The organism is Cyclobacterium sediminis (assembly GCF_054781075.1).
On sequence record NZ_BAAGVC010000043.1, the window covers coordinates 284,576 to 302,641 of the forward strand.

Consider the following 18,066-nt stretch of genomic DNA (forward strand, 5'->3'; position numbering starts at 1 on the left):
TAACTTTAATTATCTTCATGGCTGCCCTTTCCCATCCGGGAAAGGCGCAACATGCTTATTTAAATACAGACAATGGTAAATCAATTTCCATTGGAGCACTGGTACAACCGGATGTTGATGAATTGAAAGCCATGATGATGGGACCATTCGTCAAGTTGGAGGATGGTGACATCCTAACTGTGGACGGAACAGATTGTGTCATAAGTGGCGATGAGGGTAAAACCTGGCAAAGGTACGCTGTATTTGAAAAACCGGAAAACTTTCTGATTTCAGATGAACGGGCCATTCTTAAAACAAGCAATGGTGTGATTGTTTTGGCTTTTATGAACTTGAAAGAAAGGGCCAACTGGGAATGGAAAGAAGATATTTCAGATTCACCAGGTGCCAGACTACCTACCTATACCGTGAGAAGTTTAGATGGTGGCAAAACCTGGCAAGACGTTCAAAAGCTCCATAATGAATGGACCGGAGCTATTCGTGACATGATAGAAACTGAAAATGGGAATGTTGTTTTCACTTCAATGATGATGCGACATCATCCGGGACACCATACGGTGCTGACTTATAAGTCGGGGAATGAAGGCAAGACTTGGGAACGGTCAAATATTATCGACCTAGGAGGGATTGGGCATCACAGTGGAGTTACTGAAGCTACGCTCGAATCACTTCCCTTAGGGAAATTATGGTTGTTAATGCGAACCAATTGGGGGACTTTTTGGGAGGCTTTCTCCACAGATGATGGTAAAACCTGGGAGGGCATCCGGCCAACAGATATTCCTGCAAGTTCTGCTCCCGGCCTATTGAAAAGGCTGGAAAGTGGCAGGTTGGTTTTGGTGTGGAATAGAAGGTTTCCTGAAGGTACGGATCAATACCCACTAAGAGGGGGAGATAACCAATGGTCGGAAGTTGCGGCAAGTAACCACAGAGATGAATTGTCTATGGCATTCTCAGAAGATGATGGGAATACATGGTCTTCACCTACGGTAATTGCTAAAATTGATAAAAGCCAAAATATGGATCCCCCGCTGAGAAGAATTTCGTACCCTTACGTTTTTGAACGAAATCCGGGTGAATTGTGGATCACCACCATGCAAGGAGGTCTTCGGGTCAGGTTGTATGAAAAGGATTATATTAATTAAAAAAATAGGCTTGGAAAATACCAGCTTGATTTCAATCAGTAATAATATAAAAAAATGAATAGCCTTTCCAGAAGAAGGTTTTTTATAAAATCTCTTTGTCTAATTCCATTACCTACCCTATTGTCCTTTATACCTAAGTTTAATGGTAGAGAGACAGGTTCTTTTTTCCTTAATTCAGAAGAGAATGACAAAGAGAAAATTGCCTTATTGCTTAAAGGAAAAAATTCCTTGATTTGGGTTTTTACAGGTGATAGCATTACTCATGGCGCAAAACATACCCATGGCTATCGCTCCTATCCGGAAATTTTCTCGGAGCGGATAAGGTGGGAGCTTGGTAGAGTAAGGGATCTTATTATCAACACAGGAATCAGCGGAAATACTAGCCGGAATATCCTTGCCGATTTTGATTGGAGGGTCAGCCAGTTTAAGCCCGATGTGGTGTCAATAATGATAGGTACAAATGATTGTGCCAAGGGGAGGGTCCCACTAGATGCTTTCGAGAAAAATATGATCAGTTTGGTGAAGAAGTTTAGAGGTTTTGGGGCCATTCCTATACTGCATACCCCTAATCCTATTATCCAAGCCTTAGATCCTTCGAGAGCAAGTCTGGAGAAATACGTGAAAGTAATAAAAAATATTGCGGAAAAAGAGCAGGTGATTTTGGTTGATAACTATGGGCATTGGTGTGAAGAATTCCAAAATCCAAATGGCGTAAAGGTCTATAAAGAATGGCTCAATGATCCACTGCATCCGGATGGTGATGGTCATTCAGAGATAGCAAGATTGATGTTCAAATCCCTAGGAATTTTTGATCCTGAAGCTCCGACCTGCGGAGGTGTTTATTATGAAGGAGAACACTAAATGAGAAGGTGCAAACCATTAATTATGAAACAATTTAAGTTAGTATTACTTTTTGGTGTATACCTTCTAGGTGCAGGGAGTTTTTCTAAAGCTCAGACACTCCTCAATCCATCACAAATTGTGCTTCATATTGGAGAAGATGGGCTGCCACCTAGAAATAGTGAGGGGAGTTTTATCCAGTTGAACGATGGAAGGATCTTATTTGCCTATTCCAAATTTGAAGGGGGATCCGGGGACCATGCCAGTGGATTGATCGCCGGGCGTTATTCTGAGGACAGTGGCAATACCTGGACCGGCAAAGATGAGGTAATCGTTTCTAATGAAGGAGGCATGAATGTGATGTCTGTTTCTTTCCTGAGGTTAAAAAATGGTGCAATTGCCTTGTTTTATGTCAGAAAAAATTCTTTGGATGATTGTATTCCCATGATGCGGATTTCCAATGACGAGGCCAAAACCTGGTCTGAACCAGTACCTGTAATCACAGATAAGAAAGGATACTTTGTACTAAATAATGATCGGGTAATTCAAATCCCCGGTGGAAGACTGCTGGCACCTGTTTCTCTACATAAAACCGCCGGCAACGATTTTAGTATGCGCGGGACTATTTATTGCTATTACTCTGATGACAATGGGAAAACCTGGCATTCGGGTCAGGAAATGCCTAATAATGACAAGGTGGTTGTGCAAGAACCCGGAGTGGTTTTATTGGAAAATGGTGAGGTTTTGATGTGGTTGCGAACGGATCGTGGTGTTCAGTACCTAAGCAAATCTAAAGACAAGGGTCTAAGTTGGGAAGAGGTATACCCTTCTGACATCGTTTCACCAAGAGCTCCTGCTTCTCTAAAAAGAATTCCGGCAACGGGGGACCTGTTGTTGATCTGGAACAATAATAAAGGTTTAGTAAAAGAAACAGCCACTTTCAGAACGCCACTTACAGCAGCTATTTCAAAGGATGAGGGGAAAAGCTGGATGCATTTAAAAGTGCTCGAAGATGACCCTGAAGGATTTTTCTGCTATACAGCAATTTCCTTTGTAGAAGATGATATACTGCTTGGTTATATGGCTGCAGAACGTGAAAAGCTGAGGGAAAAGATACCTCTGGTAGTGAGGAAATTAAGTTTGGACGAATTTTATGACTAAATGATATTAAAATGGCAATGTACAGATTAAGTGGAGCAATCAAAATGCTGGTGTTAACAGCATTTGTAACTTGTGGATGTGGAGGTAAACCGGTTGAGGAGCAGGAAGAAACAACAAATTCAACTCAAAAAGAGATTGTGAGTGTTCCGGGAAACCTGGTACTCAATCCTGGAGAGAATAACCCAAGAAACAGTGAGGGTGATTTTATTGAGTTGGAGGATGGGAAAATTCTGTTTGTTTATTCCCATTATTATGGAGAATCTTCAAGTGATCATGCCACAGCTTATTTGGCAGGGAGGTTTTCAGAGGACAAAGGAAAAACCTGGACAAAAGAAGATGTCGAGATTTTGCCCAATGAAGGAGGGATGAATGTGATGTCTGTTTCATTGCTTAGACTGCAAAATGGGGACATTGCCATGTTTTATTTAAGGAAAAACAATACAGACGATTGTATCCCCTATATGCGGGTTTCTAAAGATGAGGCCAAAACTTGGTCAGATCCCATAGCCTGTATTACAGATGATGAAGGTTATTTTGTTTTAAACAATGACCGTGTGGTCCAGTTGGAGGATGGTACATTGATGCTTGCTGTAGCGAAACACGCCGGCCCGGGAATGGAATGGAGAGGAAGAGCAGATTTGTATGCCTATTCTTCCACTGATAATGGGCAAACTTGGGAAAGAAGTGAAATGGTTCCTAACCCCAAAGAAATTGTTTTGCAAGAGCCTGGCTTGGTTGAGTTAGCAGATGGCTCCATCCTAATGGTTATTCGAACTGATGCAGGAGTGCAGTGCTATTCTTATTCAAAAGACAAAGGAAAAACATGGTCAGAAGTAGAAGAAAGTACTTTGGTTTCTCCGGTCTCTCCGGCGACTATAGAAAGAATACCCGGAACAGGAGATTTGCTGGCAGTATGGAACAATAACCTTTCGGATGATCCCGACATTGCTAAGCTCAGAACGCCTCTTAACTCAGCGATTTCAAAGGATGAAGGTAAAACCTGGACAAATATTAAAACTTTGGAAGATAATCCCGATGGATGGTATTGTTATATAGCCATGGATTTCGTGGGTGATGAGGTGCTATTGGGTTACTGTGCCGGTAATAGACCGGGCGGAACGGGGCTTTCGGTTACCAAAATCACCAAACTGGGAGCGGACTGGTTTTATAAAGAATAGGTGACCATGAGCATTTTATTTAGCAACAGATTTGAATTGACTTTATCAGGCTTATTGGCCATGTTAATGATGGCTTCATGCGAATCTGAGCTAAAAAATAGTGAGCAAACGAAGCCCAATATAATCTTGATCGTTTCCGAGGACCATGGACAGGACCTGGGAGCTTACGGTAATAGCATAGTGACAACGCCTACCATTGACTCATTGGCTGAAAATGGCGTTAAGTTTCTCAATGCTTATACTACCTATTCTGTTTGTAGCCCCTCCAGAGGATCAATTTTGACGGGACTTTACCCCCATCAAAATGGACAGATTGGACTAGCTACTCATGATTTTGAAATGTATAAGGCCTTTGAGAATATCCCTTCCTTTTTAAAAGAACAAGGGTATAGTACAGGTTGTTTGGGGAAATTGCATGTCAATCCGGAATCTGCATTTCCATTCGACTTTCATGAAATTGAGAGTTCAAACTTTGGCAAGGAAAAAATGGGTGATTATGCGATTAAAGCTTCTGAGTTTATAAGAGCTGCAGGTGAAAAACCATTTTTTCTTATGGTCAATTTCCCGGATGCCCATTTTCCATTGCTAAGAAAGGTTGAAGGCTTGCCTACGATTGAAGTTTCAGGGGATAATGTTTCAAGTACGCTTCCTTTTGTAGGTGCTAACACAGAACGATTGAGAGAGCAGACAGCGGATTACTATAGTCAGATCAATCGTTTGGATGAATCAATAGGTATGCTATTAGACTCGCTTAAAGCAACAGTGAAAGCTAAAAATACACTGATTATTTACCTCAGTGACCATGGTGCCCAGTTTTCCAGAGGCAAAACCACAAATTATGAGGCAGGGCTAAAGATACCATTGATAATTACCTGGCCTGAAGGGGTAACCGGAGGGCAGGTGATAAATGATCAGATGGCATCCGTCATTGATATATTTCCAACCATCGTGGATGCGGTTTCTAGCAAAGGAAAATCAGCGCTTCCGGGAAAATCACTTATAAAGGTGGGCAATGGAGAAGCAACTGGGCATGCGTATATTTATGCAGGTGGTTTGATTGGAACGGCTAAATATTTTTATCCCAAAAGAAGTGTTCGGAGCAACAAATACAAGTTGATTCACAATTTGTACAGTGGTGAACCTGACCCCTACTTTTCGGTGTATACAGATCACATTTACCCTACGGTTTTGTCTGGCACCTCAAGGGAAGAAATAGCTACATTAACCGATGAAATCAAAGTGGTCTATGATAGGTGGGAGAATCCTCCGGCCTTTGAATTATATAATTTGGAGAATGATCCTTGGGAGTTTAAAAATCTGGCACAAGATCCCGATTACCGCGAGGAGATGGAGAGGTTGAAGCAAGCGCTAAATAATTGGAGAGTGACAACAAGAGATCCATTTATTGATTCAGTTAATTTTAAAAGGATCAGGGCAGAAATTGACTCAATAAATAAGGTATATCCTGACCATAGCTATCAAAAAGACACTGCCTTTCATTGGGGCTATCCCAAATACTTTGGGGATTACGTGTTAAATGCTGAATAAAATTAAATATGAAGACTAGATATAAAATGATACTACTTTTTCTATTGATTGGCTTTCATTTATTGGATGAGGTTAGCGCCCAGCAAGTAAAAACTGTTCTGCAACTGGATCCCGGCGAAAACAATCCCCGTAACAGCGAAGGAGATTTTGTTCGCTTAAAGGATGGGAGAATCATGTTTATTTATACCCATTTTACCGGTAAGTCCGGGAGTGATTTTGGCTCCGCCCATTTGGCTGCGAGGTATTCTGAAGATGATGGTCAAACCTGGACTGATAATGACAAGGTAATAGTACCCAATGATGGGAAAATGAATGTAATGTCTGTTTCATTGCTTAGGCTTCAGAACGGAGAAATTGCCTTGTTTTATGCAAGAAAAAATGGAATAAGTGACTGTATACCTTTAATGCGAATCTCTAAAGATGAAGGAGAAACCTGGTCAGAACCGACTCCATGTATCACTGAAAGGGAAGGTTATTTTGTGCTCAACAATAACAGGGTGATACAATTGGACAATGGTAGACTCATTATGCCCGTTGCTTTACATCAAACAGCAGAGGATGAGGATTTTAACAATAATGGGCGCTTGTTTACTTATTTTTCAGATGACAATGGAGCTACTTGGAAATCAAGTAAAGAAGTAAGGGGTCCTAAAAAAGTCATTTTACAAGAACCCGGACTTATAGCGCTGAAAAACGGAAAACTAATGATGATCATTCGTACCGATGATGGTGTACAATACGCCGCTTTTTCTAAAAATTCAGGAGAAAAATGGACTTCTGCAAAGCCCACGAAAATCGCATCTCCCTTGTCCCCTGCTACTGTCGCAAGGATACCATCTACTGGAGACCTTATGATGGTTTGGAATAATAATGGGGTGAAGGAAGGATTATACAAGGGGAAAAGGACTCCTTTAAATATAGCCATTTCCAAGAATGAAGGTAAAACCTGGGAAAAAGAAAAAGTACTCGAAGATGATCCCGATGGTTGGTATTGTTACACAGCCATTCATTTTGTCAATGATGAGCAGGTGCTACTTTCCTATTGTGCCGGAAATAGACCGCAAGGAACCGGGCTTTCCATTACGCGATTAAGTCTTTTAGACCTTGATTGGCTTTATGGAGAATAATGTGCTTTTGAGTTGGTTTAGTCTTGAAAACCTGTGCTGACCATCTAATTATATATGCAAAGAAATACAATCCTCGTTTTGGCTTTTCTATGGATGTTTCCCTTGGCGGTTTTGGGTGATGGTGTTCAAACCAAAATTGAGGCAGAAGCTTCCTCATTGGGAGAACAAGCCCTTAAAATTGTCGCTTTTGGCAATTCCATAACTGCCACAAGAAAAACCATTGATCAGGTTTTTGCTCAAAGACTGCCTTCACTTCTTTCAGCGGAAGGTATCGAAGCAGAAGTGATTAATTCCGGGATTCCCGGAAGTCATACTGGCAGCATAAAAGACCACGATTTGTTTAAAATAAAACATGCTAGGGACAGATTTGAAACAGATGTGCTGGCACATGAGCCTGATTTGGTAATCATAGGTTTTGGGACAAACGATGCCCATATTGATGGTTCCGAGCCTGATGGACAATCAAGGATTCCATTAAAGCAGTATAAACGTAACCTTAAATTTATGATTAAGGAGCTTCAGAGCATAGGTGTTGATGTGATTTTAATAGCGCCAAACGGGCTTAGGGGTAAATATCCCGAATACCAAAATGTAAGGTTGGCGCAATATGTAGAAGTTGTGAAAAAATTGTCGGTAAAATACAATACAGGACTCCTAGATAATTTTAGACTATTTTCTGATTACTATGCCCAAAACCCATCAAGGGAAGAATTATTGTTGGATGGGGTGCATCCCAATGACAAGGGACATGCATTAATGGCTGAAAGGATAAGTCAAGAAATAGTGAAAATCGAAATGTTAAAAAATTAAATAAGAAATGGCTGAATTATTTTCTTCCCGAGTTATAAAATCCGCAAAAGAAGGTCCACAAGGGCTTATTATTGCAGGAGTGCACGGAGATGAATACGAACCTGTCTTGGCGGTATTAGAGCTAATGAACTTATTGGAAGGTAAGCTGGCTTCCGGTTCTGTTACCCTTGTACCGATCACCAATAGAAATGCCTACTTCTCCGCAGCACGCATTGGAGAAGACAAACTAGACCTTGCCAGGACTTGTCCGGGAAATGCCAATGGCAGCATTACTGAACAAGTGGCGGCGGAAATCAGCGAAATGATTAAAAAGGCAGATTTTTTTATCGATATGCATACCGGAGGTGATTTGTTTGACATCTCTCCACTTTCAGGTTATATGCTCCACCCCAACTCAAAGGTATTGGAAACACAAAGAGCCATGGCAGAAGCCTTTAACTTGCCTATTGTTTGGGGTACAAGCCCCGAATTGGAAGGAAGAACCTTGTCTGTGGCGAGAGATGCCAATATTCCGGCAATTTATACTGAAAATGGTGGAGGAGCTTTCCGTGCTGAAGGTGTGGATGAGTTGGTAGAAGGTTGTGAAAATGTCCTTCAACTTTTCGGAATGTTACCCCAACAGAAAAAGGAAAGGAAAGCAATGGTCAAAATCGAAGATGATCAACCGGGAAGTGGGCATTTGCAGGTGATGCACCCTGCGCCGGAAGAAGGAATATTTCTACCCTCTGTAGATTTGGGAGATCTAGTTACAAAAGGGGATAAATTAGGGTGTTTATTAAGAGAAAATGGTGAAAAAGGAGCAGAAATTCCAGCCCAGCAATCAGGAATGGTATTCCTAAAAAGAGCAGTACCAATGGCCAAAGCAGGAGAAGCATTGGTTGGGATTTTACCTGTAAATAAAAAAGTATACGATGAAAAGTGAAGCGGATAAAAAGCAAAGGGTTGTAATAGTAACCGGAGCATCCAGAGGCATAGGCAAGGCGATTACCGAAGCATTTGTTGCCAATGGGGATTTAGTGACCATGGTTGCTGAAAACAAAGAAGAATTGTTGGCGGCGGCAGATTCCCTTTCAAAACCGGAGAATGTTTTGGTTTTGCATGGGGACTTGGCCATAGATGGTTTTGTCGATGAAATAGTGGGTGCAACCTTCAGCAAATGGGGGAAAATAGATGTGTTGATAAATAATGCTGCTTGGAGAACCATTGAGACCTTAAAGACTATTTCCATAAAAGACTGGGAAAAGACCATAAAAATTTGTCTTACCTCTCCGGTATTTCTGTCAAAACTTGCAGCAAAAAAAATGGAATCAGGAAATAATGGAGGTGTGATTGTTCACATGAGTAGCGTTATGGCCAATAGAGCAGGAGGAACAAGCCCGGCTTATATTGCTGCAAAGGGTGCATTGCTGAGTTTAACTTATGAAATGGCAGCCTTGTACGGTTCGTCAGGGATCAGGGTAGTCGCCGTTTGTCCCGGAAATGTTACCACAGCAATGAGCAGTGATTTTAAAGATCCTAAAGGAAGTAATATAAGTCAGGTTCTGGTGGATGAAATGGAAGACATGACGCCTTTACAACGAAGCGCCTCTCCAGAGGAGATAGCAGAAGGAGTTTTCTGGCTCAGTTCCGACAAAGCCTCCTTTATCAATGGCACATCATTGGATATTGATGGTGGGTTTACCCATAATTTCAACAGTTATAAAAGTAAAAAACTACAATTCCCCAACGAATTTTGAAAGGAATAGACAAATACACACAATTATTAAAACTCCCGGAAGGTATAGCACCTTTTACTTTGGGAGAGGGGAATACCCCGCTGGTTAAATCAAGACAGATTGGTCCGGCCTTGGGCTTTCCAAACCTTTATTTTAAACTGGAATCTGCGAATCCATCAGGCTCCTATAAAGATCGCTTTGCAGCCTTTGCGATAGCAGATATTCAAGCCAATAAGGGCAAGTTGTGTTTGGCCACTTCTAGTGGGAACACAGGAGCCGCACTTGCGGCCTACTCGGCAGCAGCAGGAATTCCTTGTAAAATAGCCATAGTGGATGGAGCTCCTGAAGGGAAATTAAAACAAATGCGAGCTTATGGTGCTGCTTTGTATGTTATCAAAGGGTTTGGGAAAAACAAAGAGGCTACAGAAAAGGTTTTTGACAAGCTCGGGGAAGTGGCAGCCGAAAATCAAACCCACTTACAAGTAAGTGCCTTTAAATACAGTCCGGTAGGAATGACAGGAGTTCAAACCCTCAGTTTTGAGCTTGCAGAAGACTTGGAGAGGGTAGATAATGTATTTGTACCATCAGGGGGAGGTGGCTTGACCTTGGCTGTGGCAAGAGGTTTTCAGATATGGAAACAAAAACATTCCAACTTTAGCCTTCCCAAAGTACACTGCGTGCAACCTGAAGGAAATGATACGATAGCAGGTAACCTTAGGAAAGGTTTGGAAGCAGCCAAACCTGTTGATAATGCGACAACGAAAGTGAGTGGACTTCAAGTAGCTGTGGTAATTGATGGGAATGAGACTTTACAAGCCTGTAAAAGTACTGCCGGGAATGGTTTTTTGGTAAGTGATGAAGAGACTTTTGAATGTCAGCGGTTATTGGCTATAAAAGAAGGGATTTATGCTGAACCTGCCGGTGCAGTAGCTTTAGCAGGCTTTATGAAAGCAGTGGCAGATGGAGAATTGGATAAAAATGCCAACGCAGTTTGTATAGTTTCGGGTAGTGGTTTTAAAGATCCCGAAGCTACAGAGCGTTTGATAGTCAAAAATCCGGTTAATTATTTAGAGAGTTATAATGAAATGGATCAATATTTTACAAAATAAAAGACAAATCAAGTAGACTATGTATGAAAATTTGAAAGGGGTGTGGCCTGCAATGCTTACGCCTATGGATGGAAATGGTCGTCCGGCATTTAAACAATTGGAAAAATGGGTAGAGGTCTTATTATCCCAAGGAGTAGACGGTTTGTATCTACTTGGTTCTACGGGGCAGGGCTTTCTCCTTACCGAGGAGGATAGGAAAAAGGTAACGGAAATTACCGCAGGTGTTAATGCCGGCAAGGTGCCAATTATAGTTCAGGTTGGCTCCATGACTACAGCCGAATCAGTACGCTTGGCCCAACATGCTTCCCAATGCAAGGTGGATGGAATATCCTCTGTGGCACCAGTATATTATGGGCCCACAGACGGAAGTGCAGGAATGGCCTTATCACATTATGAGGCAATTGCTACAGCATCTGACTTGCCTTTTTTTCCTTACCAATTGGGAACCACAAATTTTTCCGGAGGATTGGTAGATTTTATTAATAAACTGCTGCAGATGCCCAATATGGTTGGGATGAAGTTAACTACAAATAATTTGTTGGAAATCAGTACCATTGCCTACAGTTCAAAAAGTAAATTGGTACTTTTTAGTGGAGCAGATGAGCTGATGTGTCAGGCTGTTTTATGCGGTGCCACTGGGGCCATAGGGTCTTATTACAATGTTTTTGAGCGAGAGTGTAAGTATGTCCGTAATGAGTTTGTGAAAGGGGATGTGAAACTTGCAACAGACTTTATGTTGGTTTTTCAGGAAATTATTGCAGAATCGCTTCCCAATATATGGAGCTTCTTCAGGCAGGCCATCCAAATGAGATACAGCGTGGATATTGGAGCATCTATCGCTCCGGTGGGAAATACCAATAAAGTTTTGGAAGACAAGAAAGTGGAAGAATTAATAGATCGTGTGGTGAAAGCGTCCAAAATTGAAGGCTAGCAAATCATTGTAAAAGCTTTTGGTGGGATTCTTTTGCATAAAATGACTTAAAAACAATATTTGACATTTTAGATTGGTAAATTGAAAACCAACTTCCTTAATTAAAGGTGATAATTTATATTAAAACTATTCAATAATATTATGGTAAAAAAAGAAGTCGTTTCAGGAGAAGGGGTTCCCAAAAGTGCTTTGCCTTTTTCTCCGGCACTTATAGTGAATGATTTGGTATTTGTTTCAGGACAAGCATCAGTAGATGAAAACGGAAAAATTGTTAACGATACTTTTGAAGGAGAAGTGAGAAGGTCTTTCGAAAACGCCAGGAAGATTTTGGCGGCAGCAGGTTTGGACTTTAGTGATGTGGTTCAGGTGAGGAATTATGTTGCCAATCAAGAAGATTTGGCAGCATTTAATATCATTTATAAAGATTATTTCCAAGAACCTTATCCTGCAAGGACAACCTTAATCGGTTGTTTAGGTACCCTGCTGAAGTTTGAAGTAGATTTATTGGCACATGCAAGATAATTCAAAAAAGCGCATAGGAATTATAGGTGTCTATCATGAGTCCAATACTTTTTTAGATCAAGAAACATCTTGGGAAGACTTTGAGAATGGACATATGCTATACGGCCAAGATATCATAGCCGAATATGGTCCTGCTTACCACGAGATTGGCGGAATAGTAGAAGTCTTGAGTGCCGAGGAAGACATTGAGCTTGTTCCTATTTTCTATGCAGAAGCCACTCCCGGAGGGATTATTGCCAAGGAAACCGCAGAACGTCTGCTTAATGAGTTACAACGGACTTTGAAGGAATGCCTTCCTTTGGAGGGACTGATGGTAGTGCCCCATGGTGCTGCTGTCAGTAGGACTTATTTGGATTTTGATGGGCATTGGTTAACAATGGTTCGGGAGATGATGGGACCTGATCTTCCAGTTATAGGGACGATTGATCCCCATTGCAACCTAAGTCCTAAGATGGTGGAGGCCTTAGATGCACTTGTGGCTTATAAAACCAATCCCCATGTGGATCAAAAGGATGCCGGAAGATCAGCTGCTAAAATTATGGTAGACACCCTTAAGGGTGAGGTGAAACCGGAAATGGTTTTTTTACAAACCAACGTAGCCATTAGTATCGAAATGCAACATACAGGTTCAGATCCTTGCAAACCATTGTTTGCCTTGGCAAGGAATATTATGGATGATCCGGAGGTCTTGTCCACAAATGTTGTTTTGGGATTTCCTTATGCGGATGTGCCGGAAATGGGTACCAGTTTTATTGTGATTACCAATAATGATACGAAACTTGCTGACAAAAATGCAGCAATTCTCAATGATTATTTGCTAAAAAATCACGAAGATTTTTCGGGCAAGAAGATAGGATTGGATGAACTGCCTGAGCATATCAGTAAGGCAGAAAAGCCCTTGCTAATATTGGATATGGGAGACAATGTAGGTGGAGGTTCACCTGCAGACAGTACCTTTTTACTAGAGGTATTGGAATCCTGTCCCGGAGTAAAAGGTTTTATGTGTATTTATGATCCAGAAGCTGTGGCTGAAATAAAAGCCAAAAACCCTGAGGGCTATATTCCTGTGAAAATTGGAGCAAAATCGGACAATTTACATGGCAAAACCATGCTTATGGATGTAAAGTTGGAGCGGATCGTCGATGGGAAGTTTACCGAAAAAGAACCTCGACATGGGGGGCAGGTTAATTTCAATATGGGAGAAACTGCAATTGTAACCAGCAAGGCCGGCAATACCATTATGCTGACCTCCTTACGGATAGTGCCATTCAGTTTACAGCAATTGATCCATTTTGATATTGATCCTACCACTTACGATGTGTTGGTAGCCAAAGGGGTAAATGCACCATTGGCTGCTTACCAGCCTGTATGCAATGCGATAATCAGGGCCAATACCCCTGGTGTTACCCGTGCAGACATGGCAAGTTTAACCTATAATCACAGAAGGAAACCTCTTTTTCCATTGGATAAAATTTAAGTAAGATGACAGAAGCAAACCATTTTCACCAAACACTACCTAAGCCGGAATCTACTCAAGCCCAAATCATGTTGGCCTTGGATTATTATACGGAAGGGCCGGTATTCGGAGAGGATGGTTTCCTTTATTATACAAATCTTGCCGGTGAAGGGATTTACAGGTTTGAAGGTGGAGAACCTATTTTGTGGGGCAAAGGTAAGCGGCCAAACGGACAAGCCATTATGGCCAATGGAGACCACTTACTTTGTGATAGTTTAACTTCCAGAGTTGTACGTTATGATCCCATGGGTAAAAAATTGGGAGATGTTTCTCCTGAATTCATCAATGGAGTGAAGGTGCATTGCCCAAATGACATTGCTGTTCATACCGATAAAGGTTTTTTCTTTACTGATTCTATTAGACACAAAGGGGCTGTCTATTTTGTCGGTTGGGATGGGGAAGCTTATGCAGTTGCTAGGGGCATAGATTTCCCAAACGGCATTGTTAACCATAAGGAAAAATCGCTCTTATATGTCGCTGAGAGTTATAAAAATAGCGTGCTTAAAATTGACCTTAAGCTTCCGGAATCGAGTCCTGATTATATGACCGTAATGGCCACTCTCCCTTTTAATGAAAAGAATAGGGAAACAGGAAATCTACCGGATGGATTGGCAATGGATAAAGAAGGAAGGCTTTGGGTGGCTCATTATGGCATGCAGGCCATTCAGGTTCTTTCTGAATCAGGTGAATTACTAGCAAGCTATGATTCAGGAATCCCGCTTACAAGCAACTTGTGCTTTGCAAATGGATACCTTTGGGTAACAGGTGGTTTGGCAGAGCCTGGGCCGGGAAGATTAAGTAGGTTACATGTTGGCATCGAAGGGATGTCTTTATAAGGATAGGAACTGAGGAAAGAATGATAAGGATTGGAATAATTGGTGCAGGAAATTTCAGCTCAAGGCATATTGAGGCCATACAGCAATTGCCAACCCTGAAACTCAAGGTAATTTGTAGAAGAGAAGCTTCTTCATTGGCCCAACTAGCAGATAAATACAAGCTAGCTGGGGAAACAGATTATCGGAAAATTATAAATAATAATGAAATTGATGCAGTGCTGATCGCCACTCCTCACCATTTACATACTCAAATAGCAATAGAAGCTGCAAGGGTAGGGAAGCATGTACTGCTGGAGAAACCAATGGCCTCCACTTATGCTGATTGCATAGCCATCAATGATGCATGCGAACAATCAGGAGTAAAATTAATGATTGGTCAGGTTGCTCAGTTTTCCCCCGGGTTTGTAGCGGCAAAGCAATGTATTGCCTCAGGAGAAATTGGTGAAATATTCATGGTCAAGGCTACTTCAATTTCATTTTGGAAACATGGGGACAGGAAGGACTGGCATTTAAAAAAAATATCCGGTGGTGGATATCTGCTTACCGTAGCCATTCATCAATTGGATGCTATATGTGCATTGGTGCCCTCTGAAGTAAGTAGTGTTTCTGCCCATATGACCAATGCTTTTCATGGAGATGAGGTAGATGATGGAGGAGTAATAATACTAAGGTTTAAGAATGGACAAATGGCTTCTCTGCATTATTCAGGTTTTAAAGATGGTGTAAATGAGATAGGTATTGATGTCAATGGAAGCGAGGGAAGCCTAAGACTTGACAATACCAAAGGTGCCTACCTAGGAAAAGATCAAAAATATATACTGCTATCCGGGTCTTTATCCAAGGATTGGATGGATGAAGCTTTGGTTAACCAGTGGAAAGAATTTTCTGAGGCTATACTAGAAAACCGAGAGCCAATAGCTTCTGGAAAACGGACTTTAAAAGTGATGGAAGTTGTGTTTGCAGCTTTTGAATCGGCTTCTTCAGGAAAGGCGATCAAGCTTAATTAAAATCATTATTTAGATAACAAAAGAATAAAATGTATTCAACTTTAGAGAAACACTTTTACCTCAGCCTATTTTTAATTTTTTTTGTTTTTCAAGCGGTTGGCAAGGAAGTGGTATGGAAGGAGTTGCCTGCTATCCCGGATAAAGAAGGTTTTGCAGGGATGTTTGCCGGCACAAGTAATGGAGTGCTTTTGGTAGGTGGAGGTGCTAATTTCCCTGAAAAGAGACCATGGGAAGGCGGAGAAAAAGTTTGGTATGATGAAATCTATTTTATGGAAGACATGGAAGCCGGCTGGCAGGTTTCAAAGCATACACTTCCTCAAAAGCTGGCCTATGCAGTTTCTGGAACCCATAACAATAAAGTTTGGGTGATTGGTGGTAATGATTCTGAAGCACATACCAATTTGGTGATTAGTTTGGTTTACCAAGACGGAGAAATTGTAATTGAAAATGATTATCCCCCGTTACCGGTGCCATTGGCAAGCATGGCAGGTACTATTGTGAATGGTGTTTTTTACGTCTTAGGGGGGCAGCAAACTGCTACAGGTTTGGCAGAAACTAAATTTTATAGCCTAGATTTAAACAAAAATAAAGCTGAGATGGAATGGGTGGAGGGCCCTGTTTTCCCGGGAAAGGCCAGAATACAAGCTGTAGCTGCCGCTCACAAAGAAGGTTTATATATTTTTAGTGGTTTTACACTTCATCATAATACGGATGGCAGCTTAGGAAGAACCTTGCTAAAGGATGCCTACAGGTTTATTCCCGCTGAGCAATCCAACGAAGGCATTTGGGAAAGGTTAAATGACTTACCGAGAGGAGTGGCAGCCGCCCCTTCTCCCGCATTTAGCCTAGGAGGGGATCATATATTAATTGCAGGCGGTTTGGACGAAGAAACATTGATGCACACAGATCCTGCCAGTCACCCGGGTTTTTTAGACAAAATGCTTGCCTATAATACCAATGCTGAAAAATGGGTTGAAATGGGAGATCTACCAGAAGGAAGTTCCCGAGTAACAGCTCCATCAGTTTTTTGGAAAGGGTTTTGGGTAGTGCCTAATGGTGAGAAAGCTCCCGGGGTAAGGTCCCCCAAAGTCATGGGCTTAGCCACTCAAAATCCTTTCGGAATGGCTAACTGGACAACTCTGGGGGCATATTTGGCCTGTATGTTGGGAATAGGCTTTTACTTTTCTAAAAGAGAAAACACCACAACTGAGTATTTTTTGGCAGGGAAAAGGATACCTTGGTGGGCTGCCGGCTTAAGTATTTATGGGACACAATTGAGTGCGATTACCTTTATGGCCATTCCAGTTATAGTTTATGCTACCAATTGGCGTTTGGCAGTTGGTTCTTTTATGATTCTCGCCATTGTACCATTAATTGTAAAATATTATCTGCCTTTTTTTAGAAGATTGAACATAACTACGGCTTATCAATATTTGGAATTGAGGTTTGATATTAGGGTTAGGTTATTGGGGAGTTTGACATTTATTTTACTTCAATTGGCCCGTATGGGGGTGGTACTTTACCTTCCGGCCATTGCTATTTCCTCGGTAACCAATATGGATATTTTTTTGTGCATTGCTATAATGGGTGTTTTTAGCACCATCTACACCGTATTGGGGGGGATGGAAGCTGTTATTTGGACAGATGTGATTCAAGTAGTTGTATTGCTTGGAGGTGCGCTGCTTTCCATTTTTATTGCAATAGCGAATATAGATGGAGGCTTTTCAACAGTTATTAATGTCGGGATGCAATTAGATAAATTCAAGCTCGTAGACTGGTCTTGGGATTATACTCAATTGGTGTTTTGGGTGGCAATTGTTGGTTTCTTTTTCTTGAATCTAATCCCCTATTCCTCAGATCAGGTGGTGATTCAGCGCTATCTCACTGTGAAAGATGAAAAAGAGGCAGCCAAAAGCCTTTGGACCAATGGTTTAATCACCATACCGGGAATATTTTTGTTTTTTGGGTTGGGGACGGTGCTTTTCGTCTATTACCTTACCAATCCGGAAAAAATTGGAAGTGCTAATCCTGAGGAACTTTTGCCCTATTATATTGTAGCAGAACTTCCTTTAGGAATAGCAGGTCTGGTGATTGCCGGAATTTTTGCCGCCAGTATGTCTTCATTGGATAGTAGTATGAATAGCATTGCTACCGCTTATATTACAGATATTCACCGATACCTTAAGCCGGGGCTTAGGGATGGTGAATACCTAAAACTAGCTAAAACAATTACTGTTATCATGGGAGTGTTTGGTACCTTGACAGCCATTTGGATAGCTGCTACTGAGGTAGGTTTCATTTTTGATTTTTTTCAAAAATTACTAGGGATGATTGGTGGCTGCCTTGCCGGAGTTTTTATTCTGGCTATTTTTAGTCAAAGAGCCAATTCCACCGGGGTAGTGATTGGTACCCTTTCAGGGGCGGGCATCACTTTTCTGGTCAGTAGATTTACGGAGGTGAATGGCTACCTTTATGGAGCCATTGGAGTGGTGAGTTGTGTCGCAATAGGTTTTATTTTCAGTTTGATTTTTCCCAATAGCAAAAGTCAGCCGAACGGACTTACTTACAAATCAATAATTAAGAGGTAGCTTGGCTGATAGGCTTCAGTAATTTCACCTTGGATTTAA

16 protein-coding genes are annotated in these 18,066 nt (G+C 41.4%); all 16 read left to right on the plus strand.

The genetic code is table 11. From position 1 onward, the window contains the following. The first annotated feature begins 17 nt into the window (after positions 1 to 17). The 16 genes from ACYVHJ_RS21815 to ACYVHJ_RS21890 all read left to right on the plus strand — a co-directional run bounded on the left by ACYVHJ_RS21815 (position 18) and on the right by ACYVHJ_RS21890 (position 18,027). Positions 18 to 1,139, plus strand: a complete 1,122-nt coding sequence (locus ACYVHJ_RS21815; RefSeq protein WP_460519245.1) for a sialidase family protein — start codon at positions 18 to 20, stop codon at positions 1,137 to 1,139. Between the two features lie 54 nt (positions 1,140 to 1,193). Further along, a complete protein-coding gene (locus tag ACYVHJ_RS21820) occupies positions 1,194 to 2,000 on the plus strand; it encodes an SGNH/GDSL hydrolase family protein (RefSeq protein ID WP_460519248.1) in 807 nt (268 codons plus the stop codon). Positions 2,001 to 2,024: 24 nt separating this feature from the next. Continuing rightward, the gene (locus ACYVHJ_RS21825; protein WP_460519251.1) at positions 2,025 to 3,140 is read left to right on the plus strand and encodes a sialidase family protein; all 1,116 of its coding nucleotides are present in this window, start codon (positions 2,025 to 2,027) and stop codon (positions 3,138 to 3,140) included. 11 nt (positions 3,141 to 3,151) lie between these two features. Then, positions 3,152 to 4,318 carry a sialidase family protein gene (locus ACYVHJ_RS21830; RefSeq protein ID WP_460519254.1) on the plus strand — a complete coding sequence of 389 codons (1,167 nt, stop codon included), beginning with the start codon at positions 3,152 to 3,154 and terminating at the stop codon, positions 4,316 to 4,318. A 6-nt stretch (positions 4,319 to 4,324) separates the two neighbouring features. Further along, positions 4,325 to 5,866 (plus strand): sulfatase family protein, encoded by a 1,542-nt coding sequence (locus ACYVHJ_RS21835; RefSeq protein ID WP_460519257.1) that lies wholly within the window; start codon positions 4,325 to 4,327, stop codon positions 5,864 to 5,866. Between the two features lie 8 nt (positions 5,867 to 5,874). After that, on the plus strand, positions 5,875 to 6,993 hold the full coding sequence (locus tag ACYVHJ_RS21840) for a sialidase family protein (RefSeq protein WP_460519260.1): 1,119 nt from the start codon (positions 5,875 to 5,877) through the stop codon (positions 6,991 to 6,993). Between the two features lie 54 nt (positions 6,994 to 7,047). Then, complete coding sequence (locus ACYVHJ_RS21845; RefSeq protein ID WP_460519263.1) at positions 7,048 to 7,803, plus strand: SGNH/GDSL hydrolase family protein; 756 nt, start codon at positions 7,048 to 7,050, stop codon at positions 7,801 to 7,803. Between the two features lie 7 nt (positions 7,804 to 7,810). Continuing rightward, the gene (locus tag ACYVHJ_RS21850) at positions 7,811 to 8,725 is read left to right on the plus strand and encodes a succinylglutamate desuccinylase/aspartoacylase family protein (RefSeq protein ID WP_460519266.1); all 915 of its coding nucleotides are present in this window, start codon (positions 7,811 to 7,813) and stop codon (positions 8,723 to 8,725) included. Further along, positions 8,715 to 9,539 carry an SDR family NAD(P)-dependent oxidoreductase gene (locus ACYVHJ_RS21855; protein ID WP_460519269.1) on the plus strand — a complete coding sequence of 275 codons (825 nt, stop codon included), beginning with the start codon at positions 8,715 to 8,717 and terminating at the stop codon, positions 9,537 to 9,539. Before ACYVHJ_RS21850 ends, ACYVHJ_RS21855 begins: the two co-directional genes overlap by 11 nt. Continuing rightward, positions 9,536 to 10,627: a threonine synthase gene (locus ACYVHJ_RS21860; protein WP_460519272.1), complete on the plus strand. Its 1,092-nt coding sequence runs from the start codon at positions 9,536 to 9,538 to the stop codon at positions 10,625 to 10,627. The genes ACYVHJ_RS21855 and ACYVHJ_RS21860 overlap by 4 nt, the downstream gene beginning before the upstream one ends. 19 nt (positions 10,628 to 10,646) lie before the next feature. Beyond that, entirely contained in the window at positions 10,647 to 11,558 is a 912-nt protein-coding gene (locus ACYVHJ_RS21865; protein WP_460519275.1) for a dihydrodipicolinate synthase family protein, read from the plus strand. A gap of 141 nt (positions 11,559 to 11,699) precedes the next feature. Continuing rightward, positions 11,700 to 12,080: a RidA family protein gene (locus ACYVHJ_RS21870; protein ID WP_460519278.1), complete on the plus strand. Its 381-nt coding sequence runs from the start codon at positions 11,700 to 11,702 to the stop codon at positions 12,078 to 12,080. Next, a complete protein-coding gene (locus ACYVHJ_RS21875; RefSeq protein ID WP_460519281.1) occupies positions 12,070 to 13,557 on the plus strand; it encodes a M81 family metallopeptidase in 1,488 nt (495 codons plus the stop codon). The genes ACYVHJ_RS21870 and ACYVHJ_RS21875 overlap by 11 nt, the downstream gene beginning before the upstream one ends. 5 nt (positions 13,558 to 13,562) lie before the next feature. Beyond that, complete coding sequence (locus tag ACYVHJ_RS21880; protein ID WP_460519284.1) at positions 13,563 to 14,432, plus strand: SMP-30/gluconolactonase/LRE family protein; 870 nt, start codon at positions 13,563 to 13,565, stop codon at positions 14,430 to 14,432. Positions 14,433 to 14,452: 20 nt separating this feature from the next. After that, positions 14,453 to 15,439 carry a Gfo/Idh/MocA family protein gene (locus ACYVHJ_RS21885; RefSeq protein WP_460519287.1) on the plus strand — a complete coding sequence of 329 codons (987 nt, stop codon included), beginning with the start codon at positions 14,453 to 14,455 and terminating at the stop codon, positions 15,437 to 15,439. Positions 15,440 to 15,468: 29 nt separating this feature from the next. Then, positions 15,469 to 18,027: a sodium:solute symporter family protein gene (locus tag ACYVHJ_RS21890; protein WP_460519290.1), complete on the plus strand. Its 2,559-nt coding sequence runs from the start codon at positions 15,469 to 15,471 to the stop codon at positions 18,025 to 18,027. Positions 18,028 to 18,066: the final 39 nt, after the last annotated feature.

Excerpts from the sequence above, each read along its gene's own strand:
- ACYVHJ_RS21865 (WP_460519275.1), top strand. The coding sequence starts at position 10,647 with ATGTATGAAAATTTGAAAGGGGTGTGGCCTGCAATGCTTACGCCTATG.
- ACYVHJ_RS21875 (WP_460519281.1), top strand. The coding sequence starts at position 12,070 with ATGCAAGATAATTCAAAAAAGCGCATAGGAATTATAGGTGTCTATCAT.
- ACYVHJ_RS21880 (WP_460519284.1), top strand. The coding sequence starts at position 13,563 with ATGACAGAAGCAAACCATTTTCACCAAACACTACCTAAGCCGGAATCT.
- ACYVHJ_RS21845 (WP_460519263.1), top strand. The coding sequence starts at position 7,048 with ATGCAAAGAAATACAATCCTCGTTTTGGCTTTTCTATGGATGTTTCCC.
- ACYVHJ_RS21825 (WP_460519251.1), top strand. The coding sequence starts at position 2,025 with ATGAAACAATTTAAGTTAGTATTACTTTTTGGTGTATACCTTCTAGGT.
- ACYVHJ_RS21850 (WP_460519266.1), top strand. The coding sequence starts at position 7,811 with ATGGCTGAATTATTTTCTTCCCGAGTTATAAAATCCGCAAAAGAAGGT.
- ACYVHJ_RS21835 (WP_460519257.1), top strand. The coding sequence starts at position 4,325 with ATGAGCATTTTATTTAGCAACAGATTTGAATTGACTTTATCAGGCTTA.
- ACYVHJ_RS21885 (WP_460519287.1), top strand. The coding sequence starts at position 14,453 with ATGATAAGGATTGGAATAATTGGTGCAGGAAATTTCAGCTCAAGGCAT.
- ACYVHJ_RS21830 (WP_460519254.1), top strand. The coding sequence starts at position 3,152 with ATGGCAATGTACAGATTAAGTGGAGCAATCAAAATGCTGGTGTTAACA.
- ACYVHJ_RS21890 (WP_460519290.1), top strand. The coding sequence starts at position 15,469 with ATGTATTCAACTTTAGAGAAACACTTTTACCTCAGCCTATTTTTAATT.
- ACYVHJ_RS21840 (WP_460519260.1), top strand. The coding sequence starts at position 5,875 with ATGAAGACTAGATATAAAATGATACTACTTTTTCTATTGATTGGCTTT.
- ACYVHJ_RS21815 (WP_460519245.1), top strand. The coding sequence starts at position 18 with ATGGCTGCCCTTTCCCATCCGGGAAAGGCGCAACATGCTTATTTAAAT.
- ACYVHJ_RS21870 (WP_460519278.1), top strand. The coding sequence starts at position 11,700 with ATGGTAAAAAAAGAAGTCGTTTCAGGAGAAGGGGTTCCCAAAAGTGCT.
- ACYVHJ_RS21855 (WP_460519269.1), top strand. The coding sequence starts at position 8,715 with ATGAAAAGTGAAGCGGATAAAAAGCAAAGGGTTGTAATAGTAACCGGA.
- ACYVHJ_RS21820 (WP_460519248.1), top strand. The coding sequence starts at position 1,194 with ATGAATAGCCTTTCCAGAAGAAGGTTTTTTATAAAATCTCTTTGTCTA.